12 protein-coding genes and 1 tRNA gene are annotated in these 10,387 nt (G+C 62.0%); 6 read left to right on the top strand and 7 right to left on the bottom strand.

What is annotated here, in order from left to right; genetic code table 11:
* Both FN060_RS06340 and FN060_RS06335 read left to right on the top strand, forming a co-directional pair.
* Positions 1 to 291, top strand: a 291-nt coding sequence (locus FN060_RS06340) for an isocitrate/isopropylmalate family dehydrogenase (protein WP_244665702.1), incomplete at its 5' end; no start/stop codon positions are given.
* Positions 292 to 416: 125 nt separating this feature from the next.
* Positions 417 to 1,043: a glutathione S-transferase family protein gene (locus FN060_RS06335; RefSeq protein WP_142587350.1), complete on the top strand. Its 627-nt coding sequence runs from the start codon at positions 417 to 419 to the stop codon at positions 1,041 to 1,043.
* A gap of 34 nt (positions 1,044 to 1,077) precedes the next feature.
* On the opposite strand, the gene FN060_RS06330 is transcribed toward FN060_RS06335, so the two are convergent.
* From FN060_RS06330 to FN060_RS06320, 3 genes are all read right to left on the bottom strand, one after another.
* Positions 1,078 to 2,700 carry an ABC-F family ATP-binding cassette domain-containing protein gene (locus FN060_RS06330; protein ID WP_142587349.1) on the bottom strand — a complete coding sequence of 541 codons (1,623 nt, stop codon included), beginning with the start codon at positions 2,698 to 2,700 and terminating at the stop codon, positions 1,078 to 1,080.
* A 78-nt stretch (positions 2,701 to 2,778) separates the two neighbouring features.
* Positions 2,779 to 4,275, bottom strand: a complete 1,497-nt coding sequence (gene tig, locus FN060_RS06325) for a trigger factor (protein ID WP_142587348.1) — start codon at positions 4,273 to 4,275, stop codon at positions 2,779 to 2,781.
* 144 nt (positions 4,276 to 4,419) lie between these two features.
* Positions 4,420 to 4,504: transfer RNA gene (locus FN060_RS06320), tRNA-Leu, on the bottom strand.
* Positions 4,505 to 5,048: 544 nt separating this feature from the next.
* Between FN060_RS06320 and FN060_RS06315 the strand changes: the two genes are divergently transcribed.
* The 3 genes from FN060_RS06315 to trmFO all read left to right on the top strand — a co-directional run bounded on the left by FN060_RS06315 (position 5,049) and on the right by trmFO (position 7,146).
* Positions 5,049 to 5,195 (top strand): DUF1127 domain-containing protein, encoded by a 147-nt coding sequence (locus tag FN060_RS06315; RefSeq protein WP_065814521.1) that lies wholly within the window; start codon positions 5,049 to 5,051, stop codon positions 5,193 to 5,195.
* Positions 5,196 to 5,428: 233 nt separating this feature from the next.
* On the top strand, positions 5,429 to 5,572 hold the full coding sequence (locus FN060_RS23515) for a DUF1127 domain-containing protein (protein ID WP_065814520.1): 144 nt from the start codon (positions 5,429 to 5,431) through the stop codon (positions 5,570 to 5,572).
* Positions 5,573 to 5,682: 110 nt separating this feature from the next.
* A complete protein-coding gene (gene trmFO / locus FN060_RS06305) occupies positions 5,683 to 7,146 on the top strand; it encodes a methylenetetrahydrofolate--tRNA-(uracil(54)-C(5))-methyltransferase (FADH(2)-oxidizing) TrmFO (protein ID WP_142587347.1) in 1,464 nt (487 codons plus the stop codon).
* On the opposite strand, the gene FN060_RS06300 is transcribed toward trmFO, so the two are convergent.
* The 4 genes from FN060_RS06300 to yajC all read right to left on the bottom strand — a co-directional run bounded on the left by FN060_RS06300 (position 7,101) and on the right by yajC (position 9,283).
* Entirely contained in the window at positions 7,101 to 7,556 is a 456-nt protein-coding gene (locus tag FN060_RS06300; RefSeq protein ID WP_142587346.1) for a hypothetical protein, read from the bottom strand. The genes trmFO and FN060_RS06300 overlap by 46 nt on opposite strands.
* 71 nt (positions 7,557 to 7,627) lie before the next feature.
* Positions 7,628 to 8,470, bottom strand: coding sequence for a phytoene/squalene synthase family protein (locus FN060_RS06295; RefSeq protein ID WP_142587345.1), 843 nt, complete (start codon positions 8,468 to 8,470; stop codon positions 7,628 to 7,630).
* A 6-nt stretch (positions 8,471 to 8,476) separates the two neighbouring features.
* A complete protein-coding gene (locus tag FN060_RS06290; RefSeq protein ID WP_142587344.1) occupies positions 8,477 to 8,863 on the bottom strand; it encodes an Mth938-like domain-containing protein in 387 nt (128 codons plus the stop codon).
* A gap of 69 nt (positions 8,864 to 8,932) precedes the next feature.
* Positions 8,933 to 9,283: a preprotein translocase subunit YajC gene (gene yajC / locus FN060_RS06285; protein WP_052638212.1), complete on the bottom strand. Its 351-nt coding sequence runs from the start codon at positions 9,281 to 9,283 to the stop codon at positions 8,933 to 8,935.
* A gap of 194 nt (positions 9,284 to 9,477) precedes the next feature.
* Here yajC and FN060_RS06280 point away from each other — a divergent pair, with 194 nt between their 5' ends.
* Positions 9,478 to 10,350: an ATP-binding protein gene (locus FN060_RS06280; RefSeq protein ID WP_142587343.1), complete on the top strand. Its 873-nt coding sequence runs from the start codon at positions 9,478 to 9,480 to the stop codon at positions 10,348 to 10,350.
* Positions 10,351 to 10,387: the final 37 nt, after the last annotated feature.

Here is a 10,387-nt window from a genome sequence, read left to right as displayed (position 1 = left end):
ACCGTCACCCGTCACTACCGCCAGCACCAGAAGGGCCAGGAGACCTCGACCAACTCGATCGCCTCGATCTTCGCATGGACCCGGGGCCTCGCCCACCGCGCCAAGCTGGACGACAATGCCGAACTCGCACGCTTCGCCGCGACGCTCGAGCGCGTCTGCATCGAGACGGTCGAATCCGGCTTCATGACCAAGGACCTGGCACTGCTCATCGGCCCGGATCAGCCGTGGCTCTCGACGACGGCTTTCCTCGACAAGATCGACGACAACCTCAAGAAGGCCATGGCCGCCTGATCGATCCTTCGGATTTTAGGAGCTTTGACGGCGGGACCAGTTCCCGCCGTCTTCTTTTTTGCCTGGAGCGGATTGATCTCTGCAAATCCCGCGACTAGAACATACGGTGAACGGAGGAAGTGGTAATGTCAGATGAACTCATTCTCTATACCAATCCCATGTCACGCGGCCGGATTGCCCGGTGGATGCTGGAAGAGGTCGGCGTTCCCTACCGCCGGGAGGTGCTGACCTTCGGCGGCACGATGAAGGGAGCGGACTATCTGCGGCTCAATCCGATGGGAAAGGTCCCAACCCTGGTTCATGGTGACAGCATCGTGACGGAATGCCCGGCCATATGCGCATATCTGGCGGATGCCTTCCCGCAAGCAGGGCTAGCGCCGCCGCAAAGGGAGCGGGCCCACTATTATCGCTGGCTCTTCTTCGCGGCCGGCCCGCTGGAGGCAGCTGTCAGCAATCGCGCCCTCGGTTTCCAGGTCCCTGAGGATCGTCGTGTAATGATCGGGTACGGGAGCTATGCCGAGGTAATCGAGACGCTCGAAAATGCGCTCACCGACCGCAGCTACATCGCCGGCAGCAGCTTCACGGCAGCCGACGTCTATGTCGGCTCCCACCTGATGTGGGGCATGCAGTTCGGCTCGATCGACAAGAGGCCGGCATTCGAGGCCTATGTCCGCCACCTACACGATCGGCCGGCGCATCTGCGGGCGACCGAATTGGACGATGCCGACATGAAGGAACTGCAGGCAGGCTGACGCCGCGCCCGGGCGCCGACGGCTTGCGGAGGTGTCAGGCCGCCAGGCCCGGCGCCTCGTAGCCGGTCCGCTCGACATAGTCCCGGTAGCCGCCGTCATATCGGTGAACACCGTCGGCCGAGATCTCCAGCACCCGGTTGGAGAGCTCCGACAGGAAGTGCCGGTCATGGCTGACGAAGAGCATGGTGCCCTCATACTCGGAGAGCGCCCTGATCAGCATTTCCTTGGTGTCGAGGTCGAGGTGGTTGGTCGGTTCGTCGAGAACGAGGAAGTTCGGAGGATCGAACAGCATGGCCGCCATGACGAGCCGTGCCTTCTCACCTCCCGAAAGCACCCGGCATTTCTTCTCCACATCGTCGCCTGAGAAGCCGAAGCAGCCGGCGAGCGTGCGCAGCGTGCCCTGCCCGGCCCTCGGAAACTCCGATTCGAGCCATTCAAAGATCGTCTGCTCGCCATCCAGCAGGTCCATGGCGTGCTGCGCGAAATAGCCCATCTTCACGCTGGCGCCGACCGTGACCGAACCCCGATCTGGCTCAGTCGAGCCGGCGATCAGCTTCAGCAGCGTCGACTTCCCCGCACCGTTGACGCCCATGATGCACCAGCGCTCCTTGCGGCGGATCATGAAGTCCAGACCCTCATAGATCGTCCGGCTTCCATAGGCCTTGTGCACGCCCTTGAGGCTTGCAACATCCTCTCCGGAACGTGGCGCCGGCTGAAACTCGAACGCGACCGACTGACGCCGGCGCGGCGGCTCAACCCGTTCGATCTTGTCCAGCTTTTTCACCCGGCTCTGCACCTGCGCGGCATGGCTGGCGCGCGCCTTGAAGCGCTCGATGAACTTGATCTCCTTGGCGAGCATGGCCTGCTGGCGCTCGAACTGCGCCTGCTGCTGCTTCTCGTTCTGTGCCCGCTGCTGCTCGTAGAAGCCATAGTCGCCGGCATAGGTGTTCAGCGAGCCGGCATCGATTTCGATGATCTTATTGACGATGCGGTTCATGAACTCGCGGTCGTGCGAAGTCATCAGCAGCGCCCCCTCGTAGTTCTTGAGGAACTGCTCCAGCCAGATCAGGCTTTCCAGATCAAGGTGGTTGGAGGGCTCGTCGAGCAGCATGACGTCCGGGCGCATCAGAAGGATGCGGGCAAGCGCGACACGCATTTTCCAGCCGCCGGAGAGCTTGCCGACGTCGCCTTCCATCATCTCCTGGCTGAAGGAGAGACCGGCGAGGACCTCCCTGGCACGGCTTTCCAGCCCGTAACCGTCGAGCTCCTCGTAGCGCGCCTGTACCTCGCCGTAGCGTTCGATGATCTCGCCCATCTCGTCCAGGCGATCCGGATCGACCATCGCAGCTTCGAGTTCCCGTAGCTCCGCGGCAACCGTGCTGACCGGACCTGCGCCGTTCATCACCTCGGTCACGGCGCTGACGCCGGACATCTCGCCGACGTCCTGGTTGAAATAGCCGATCGTGACATTCTTCTCGACGGCGACCTGCCCCTCGTCCGGGCTCTCCTGGCCGGTGATCATGCGAAACAGCGTCGTCTTGCCGGCGCCGTTCGGGCCGACCAGGCCGATCTTCTCGCCGCGGTTAAGGGCCGCCGACGCCTCGATGTAGAGAATGCGGTGGCTGTTCGACTTGCTGATGTTCTCGATGCGGATCATGGCGGCACAACTTCGGGAGGGACAATAAAAAAGCCGGATCGTTGCCGACCCGGCTTCTGCATCCATGCAAAATGAAGGTTACTCAGCGCTGTCGTCAGCGGCCTTCTTCTTCGGAGCTGCCTTCTTCTTCGGAGCTGCAGCTTCCTCGGAAGCGGCCTCGGCAGCCTCATCCTTGGCAGCGGCCTTCTTCTTCGGCGCAGCCTTCTTCTTGGCAGGCTTCTCGGCGGCTTCGGAGCCTTCCTCGTCGTCCGCCAGCAGCTCTTCCTTGGAAACCTTCTTGTCGGTCACGTCGACTTCCGCCAGCAGCTTGTCGACGACCTTCTCTTCGAAGATCGGTGCGCGCAGCGAGGCGGAGGCACCCGGCGTGTTGCGGAAGTACTCCAGGATTTCCTTCTGCTGGCCCGGGAACTGCTGCAGCTGGGCGAAGAGCGCACGCTGCATTTCTTCCTCGGTCACCTCGACGCCACCCTTCTCGCCGATCTCGGAGAGAACGAGGCCAAGGCGGACACGACGCTCGGCAAGCTTGCGATATTCCTCGCGTGCTTCTTCCTCGGTGGTGTCCTCGTCTTCGAAGGTCTTGCCGGACTGGGCGAGATCGGTGTTGATCTGGCGCCAGATGTTCTCGAACTCGGCGTCGACGAGGCCCTGCGGCGTGTCGAACTTGTACATCTCGTCCAGCTGGTCGAGGATCTGGCGCTTCACCTTCTGACGGGTGACATTGCCGTACTGACCTTCGATCTGGCCGCGGACGATTTCCTTGAGCTTGTCGAACGACTCAATGCCGAGCTTGGAGGCGAGTTCGTCGTTCAGCTCCAGATCGGCCGGGGCAGCCACTTCCTTGACGGTAACGTCGAAGGTCGCTTCCTTGCCAGCGAGATTCGCAGCCGGATAGTCGGCCGGGAACGTCACGGTGATGGTCTTCTCGTCGCCGGCCTTTACGCCAACCAGCTGGTCTTCGAAGCCCGGGATGAAGCGGCCGGAACCGAGCACCAGTTCGGCATCCTCTGCAGCGCCGCCATCGAAGGCTTCGCCGTCGACCTTGCCGAGGTAGTTCATCGTGACGCGGTCGCCATTAGCGGCCTTGCCCTTCTTGGCTTCGTAGGTGCGGGCGCTTTCGGCGATCTTGAGGATCTGCTCGTTGACCTCGTCGTCGGACACGTCAACGACCTCACGCACGACCTTGATGCCGTCCGTCGGCTTCAGTTCGATCGGCGGGATGACTTCATAGGACAGAGTGAATTCGAAATCGGCCTGGGCGCTGAGGATCTTCTCGGCTTCGGCCTCGTCTTCCGTCATGGTGATCGACGGCTGGGTAGCGGACTTCTCGCCACGCTCGGACAGGATCTTGGTAGGGCGCTCGCGAACGATCTCGTTGACGAGTTCCGCCATGATCGACTTGCCATACATCTTCTTCAGATGGGCGACCGGCACCTTGCCCGGACGGAAGCCATTGATGCGGACCTTGTCCTTGGCTTCGGCGAGGCGCACGTTCATCTGTGCCTCCATGTCCTTGGCCGGAATGACAACCTTGATTTCGCGCTTCAGCCCTTCAGCGAGCGTTTCGGTAACCTGCATTTTAAAACCTTCATATCGTGGCGGCGGTGCTCAGACAGCCGTTGGTTTTCGATGAGCACGACGCCGGAACCTGAGTGACCGGCCGCGACTTCTGGAACGCTGATCTCTAGCCGCTGACGGCTCCCGATCCTGCTCCTGCGGCTCTGGTGCGGGTAGAGAGACTTGAACTCCCACGCCTTGCGGCACCAGAACCTAAATCTGGCGTGTCTACCAATTTCACCATACCCGCGCTCCCGCCGCGCAAAAATCCCCGCAAGGAGGCTTTCGGAGCGCGCGTCTCTATATCACCCGTTTTTTCCGGCGCAAAGGGAAAATGAAGGCTTTGCAACATGCAGAGTGGCCTCGAAGAGATCGTCTTGTTCCCTGTCGCGCAGGCATCATTTACCTTTTCTTAACCATCTGCATATAAGGTAATCCTAATTCGATGACGCATCCCTTCGGAACAAGCCTTGCCTCTATCCGTTGGTTTCGCGATCTCACCATTCGGCGGCGCTCCTCCTCCTCTCGTGCCGCCGGAGACTGGCGCCTCCTCCTCGACTGCCAGTCCTGCAAATAGCGCCTGCCGGATCCTCCCCCGGCAGGCGCTATTTTTTCAAGGTCCACCTGTCCAATCGTTAATCAAACGTTCACGAGCAGAGCCGCGGGTAATGCGTGTAGCGCATAGGTGGAATACCAAGTTGCGACTTTTAGCTCTTCGCAGTGCAGCATAGATTCCGCCCATCAGATTTGGCTGGCGCTCGAGTGCCGGCAACTAGCGAAATATGAGGCAGACCATGAACATCGCACGCAAACTCAACAACTGGCGCAAGTACCGCGAGACCGTCAACGAGCTCGACCGCATGAGCGACCGTGAACTCCACGATCTCGGCATCGGCCGCAGCGACATCCGTCGCGTCGCCCGGAGCGCCGTCGGCTTCTAACGAAGACGATCACCGAGCTTTCAAAATGCCCTGCTTGCAGGGCGTTTTTTTTGTTTTTAGGGTCTGTTGTCTCTCTCGAGTTCTGCCCACTTAAGCGGCATCGCCTGCTTCTTCATCAACCTCCTGCTTAAACGCATGGCAGTCGCTTAATTTCTGCACTGCACAATCTAGTTATTCGCGCGTATAAGTTCCTCATCGCCGGCAGTGACCGGCTTGAACACCGAGGAAACATCATGAACCCGATCCGCCTTGCCAAGAACTGGCTCAGCTATCGTCGCACGATCAGCGAACTGGGCGGCCTGTCCAACCAGGCGCTCAACGACATCGGCCTGACCCGCTACGACATCCGCCACGTTGCTGCCCGCTCTTTCCGCTAGTCGGAACAGAATGCGCTGAGCCAACCGGCGACGAGACGACTTTCGCAAAGGCACCTGATCGGGTGCCTTTTTCGATTCCGCCCCCGGCGAACGCGTGATAAGAGCGCGCCATGACCAATAAGACCGTTTCTCCCATCCATATCGTCGGCGGCGGGCTCGCAGGCTCGGAAGCCGCGTGGCAGATCGCCCAGTCCGGAATCCCCGTCATCCTGCACGAAATGCGCGGTGTGCGCGGCACCGACGCCCACAAGACCGATGGCCTAGCCGAGCTGGTCTGCTCGAATTCCTTCCGCTCCGACGATGCGACATCCAATGCGGTCGGCGTCATTCACGCGGAGATGCGCCTTGCCGGCTCGCTGATCATGGCCTGTGCCGACCGCAACCAGGTGCCCGCGGGCGGCGCGCTGGCGGTGGACCGTGACGGTTTCTCCGACGCCGTCACCAAGGCAATCTCCGAACACCCGCTGATCACGGTCGTTCGCGAGGAGGTCCAGGGACTCCCGCCGGCGGAATGGGATCTCGCCATCCTCGCGACCGGCCCCCTCACCTCGCCCGCGCTCGCGGCTGCGATCCAGGCGGAGACGGGCGAGGATTCGCTTGCCTTCTTCGACGCCATCGCGCCGATCGTCTACCGCGAATCCATCAACATGGACGTCTGCTGGTATCAGTCCCGCTACGACAAGGTTGGCCCCGGCGGGACCGGCAAGGACTACATCAACTGTCCGATGGACGAGACGCAGTACAATGCGTTCATCGATGCGCTTGTCGCTGGCGACACCACGGGCTTCAAGGAATGGGAAGGCACACCCTATTTCGACGGCTGCCTGCCGATCGAGGTGATGGCCGAGCGGGGACGCGAGACGCTACGGCACGGTCCGATGAAGCCTATGGGACTGACGAACGCCCACAATCCGACGGTCAAGCCCTATGCGGTCGTGCAGCTCCGCCAGGACAATGCGCTTGGTACGCTCTACAACATGGTCGGCTTCCAGACGAAGCTCAAGTACGGCGCCCAGGCGGAGATCTTCCGGATGATCCCGGGACTGGAGAACGCCGAGTTTGCCCGGCTCGGGGGTCTCCATCGGAATACCTACATAAACTCTCCTATGTTCCTCGACCGGACGCTTTCGCTCAAGAGCCGCCCCGGTCTGCGGTTTGCGGGACAGGTTACCGGTTGCGAAGGCTATGTGGAGAGCGCCGCCATCGGCCTGCTGGCGGGCCGCTTCGCAGCGGCCGAGAGGAAGGGCATCTCGCTGGCGCCACCGCCGGCCACCACAGCTTTCGGAGCCTTGCTTGGCCATATCACCGGCGGGCACCTCGTTTCGCACGACGAACCGGGCAAGCGCTCCTTCCAGCCGATGAACATCAATTTCGGCCTTTTCCCTGAACTGGAGCCGGGTTCGATCGCCAAGCCGGAAGGCGTCAAACGCTTCCGCGGCAAGGACAAGGCGATCATGAAGAAGCAGTTGATGGCCGCGCGCGCCCTGAGGGACTGTGCCGCCTGGCTCGGTCTCGATACAGAGGAGAATCAGGCCCCGTCTTCGGCTACGTCCTTGTCGGCGGAACTGACATAGTTCCCCAGCAGCCATAGCGAGACTTCCGCTGCCTCGGCTTCGGTCCTGAAGGTGAACAGGCCGTCATTGGCCGGTGCGTCAAGGAATTCGGCGCGGAAGCTTCTGGCATCTTCCTGTCCCTGAACCCGCACGCGTCCGGGCCTGATGAGGTGGCAGGCGTAATGCTTGGTATGGCTGCGCATGATACCGGTCTTGCCGTCATGGAGCCGGACGAAGACGGCCCTTCCGTCGGCCGTGGCATGGATCTCCCTAATGGCCTCGTTGGGGAAGGCGCGGCCGAATTCGAGCAGGGCGAAGCCGAAGTCGTGCAGGCCATCCTCTCTGTCGTCCCGCCTTGCCATGCGCGTAGCATAGTAGGCAAAGAGCGCGATCAGCACGAAGATGATCGACCAGACGATGACAGAATTCACGCCGTCACTCCCTGAGGCTAGAGATATCGTCCCCGTAAAGGGACAGGCTTGCGCGAACGTTGGCGCGGCCGTCAGAAACGCTGCAGGAACTGCGCCTTGACCATGCGCAACTGGCGGCGCCATTGGGCCGGCGGCTCATTCTTCTCCAGCAGGGCCGCACCATGTCGGCCCGCATCCCGCAGTACCGGCTCGGCAAGGGAGACGGGGAGATAGGCGGGAAACAGGCCCTTGGGAACCCGACCGGCAGCGCGGGCCTTCGCCAGGTGCTCCAGGCCAAGACCGGCAAAGGCATCGATTGCAGCTGCGATCCGATCGCGCTCCTGCCCCGCAAGGAACGCGTCACGGTCAAGACCGGTTGCGGCGAGTATGTCCAGCGGGATATAGAGCTGTCCTCGCCGGCGGTGCAGCGGCATGAGAAGAAGAAGCCCGGCGATGGCCTGCGCCACCCCGCCATGGCCTGCCGCATGCGCTGTCTCTGCCGCTTCCGCAGGCGCCAGCACGAGGCTCGCCAGCTGGATCAGAGCCGATGCGGTTTCGCCGGCATAGCCTTCCAGCTCGTTGCGGGTGGGAAATGGGTCATTGTAGAGATCGCCTATCCGCGCATCGATCATTGCGAGGAACGTGTCCCTCGGCAGCCGATGTTCTTCGATCGCGGCAAGCAGGGCGGCAGCAACCGGATTGCCGCCGGGATCGCCGTGCGCGGCTCCTTCTATGAGGTCACGCCACCACTGAAGGCGGATCTCGCCTGGCAAAGCCTCATGCACCACGTCCCGTACCCGGGCGATCTCCGCATTGAAGGCATAGAGTGCGGCAAGCGCTCCCCGCTTTTCCTCGGGGGAGAGAAGGCAAGCGAGATATCTGTCACGATCCGTATCGCGGAGCGTCGAAAGTACTATGTCGGGTTCCGAAGCCACCGCGCCTCACACCGCGATCAGGGCGGCTGCGACAGCCCGCGATTCCGAAAGCATGACATTGTAGGTCCGCACGGCGGCTCCGGTACTCATCGGATCGGAGGCGATACCGCGCGCCTTCAGCGCCGATTTCAGCTGTTGCGGCAGCGGTCTCAGCTCGCGGCCGGTCCCAACAAGCAGAACCTCTATGTCCGCCGCTTCCTCCAGGACCCTCGCAAGCGCCTCGCTTGTCAGCGGCTGGCCTTCCTCGAACTCCCAGCCGTGAATACCCGACGGCAGGCAGAGCAACGAGCCGCGGTGGGACATGTCAGCAAACCGGAACCCGCCATTGCCATAGGCATCGATCGGCGCCCGGCCCGGGAAATGGGCGTCCCGGATTTCAATTCCCTTTGGCACTGGTACGTGCCTCCTTAAGTTCTCCGCCAGGCGGAGGAGCGGCGCACCGGAGGCACGCCGCATGAGGCATCAGGATGCGGCCGCGTCGGTCTTGACCGGCTCACCCTTTACCCGCACTTCGGCGACATAGGCGCGCAGCGCGCGAACCTTGACGCCCTCGGCGATTTCCACCTCGACCTCGTTGTCGTCCACCACCTTCGTGACCTTGCCCGCAATGCCGCCACCGAGCACGACGTTGTCGCCGCGACGGATATTGGACAGCATTTCCTGGCGCTTCTTCATCTGCGCGCGCTGCGGACGGATCAGGAAGAAATACCAGACCACCATCAGCGGTGCGAAGAGGAAGAGCATTTCGAGGCCCGACCCGAAGGCCGATGGGGCTGCACCTTCGGCCTGGGCAAATGCTTCAGTGATGAACATCGAGTACTCCATGATTGTCAGGAGCCCAATGCCCCCCTTTTGCAAGTGGCCGGAATATAATTGGGCCTACCCTGAATGCAACAAAAACAGGCTGCTTCGCGTACCAAATCCACGATTGGCTGGCTTTTGCGTATCGCCGCTGCGTGCTAACCGCTCCCCGACGACGTTGCACGCCAAATCAGCGGGAGGATGCCGTGACCGAGGAACTCAATCAGCGCCTGCTTGCGGAGGTATCGCGCCTCGCCGATGCGCTGGAGCGGCTTGCCGGCCCGCCGCCCGCAGCCAACGACTGGTCCTCGGCCGACTGCTTCGTCTGGGTGCCTGCCAACCTACGGCTGCAGCCTGTCCCCCGCCCGAACCGTGTGGCACTGTCGCTGATCCGCGGCGTCGACCACGTGCGCGACATCCTGCACGAGAATACGCTGCGCTTCGCTGAAGGCTACCCTGCAAACAACGTGCTGCTCTGGGGTGCCCGCGGAATGGGCAAGTCGTCACTGGTGAAGGCGGTGCATGAGGACCTCCGCGCCTCCACCGATACGGCCCTGAAGCTCGTCGAGGTGCACCGCGAGGACATCGCGTCCCTGCCCCTTCTCCTCGACATCCTCAAGGCATCCGACCAGCGGGTTATCGTATTCTGCGACGACCTTTCCTTCGATCATGACGATACCGCCTACAAGTCCCTGAAGGCGGCTCTAGACGGGGGCATCGAAGGCCGCCCGGACAATGTCCTCTTCTACGCGACCTCTAACCGCCGCCATCTGCTGCCGCGCCACATGATGGAAAACGAGCAATCGACGGCGATCAATCCATCAGAGGCCGTCGAGGAAAAGGTGTCGCTGTCGGATCGGTTCGGGCTGTGGCTCGGCTTCCACAAGTGCAGCCAGGACGACTACCTGACGATGATCGATGGTTATGCCGACTATTTCCGTTTACCGCTCGAGCGCGAGGCGCTTCACCACGAGGCGCTCGAATGGGCCACAACCCGCGGCGGACGCTCCGGGCGTGTCGCCTGGCAGTATATTCAGGATCTGGCGGGCCGGTTGCGGCTGCCGCTCGAGCGCAGATAACGAAAAGCCCGGACGAGCCGGGCTTTTCCGCTTTCCC

It is taken from the genome of Pseudorhizobium halotolerans (assembly GCF_902153235.2).
In the GTDB taxonomy this organism is placed as follows: domain Bacteria; phylum Pseudomonadota; class Alphaproteobacteria; order Rhizobiales; family Rhizobiaceae; genus Neorhizobium; species Neorhizobium flavum.
Note: the sequence above shows the minus strand (reverse complement) of the source record. Positions and strands in the feature narration are given on the sequence as shown.

Coding starts and splice junctions, on each gene's coding strand:
- FN060_RS06335 (WP_142587350.1), top strand. CDS start 417: ATGTCAGATGAACTCATTCTCTATACCAATCCCATGTCACGCGGCCGG.
- FN060_RS06330 (WP_142587349.1), bottom strand. CDS start 2,700: ATGATCCGCATCGAGAACATCAGCAAGTCGAACAGCCACCGCATTCTC.
- tig (WP_142587348.1), bottom strand. CDS start 4,275: ATGCAGGTTACCGAAACGCTCGCTGAAGGGCTGAAGCGCGAAATCAAG.
- FN060_RS06315 (WP_065814521.1), top strand. CDS start 5,049: ATGAACATCGCACGCAAACTCAACAACTGGCGCAAGTACCGCGAGACC.
- FN060_RS23515 (WP_065814520.1), top strand. CDS start 5,429: ATGAACCCGATCCGCCTTGCCAAGAACTGGCTCAGCTATCGTCGCACG.
- trmFO (WP_142587347.1), top strand. CDS start 5,683: ATGACCAATAAGACCGTTTCTCCCATCCATATCGTCGGCGGCGGGCTC.
- yajC (WP_052638212.1), bottom strand. CDS start 9,283: ATGTTCATCACTGAAGCATTTGCCCAGGCCGAAGGTGCAGCCCCATCG.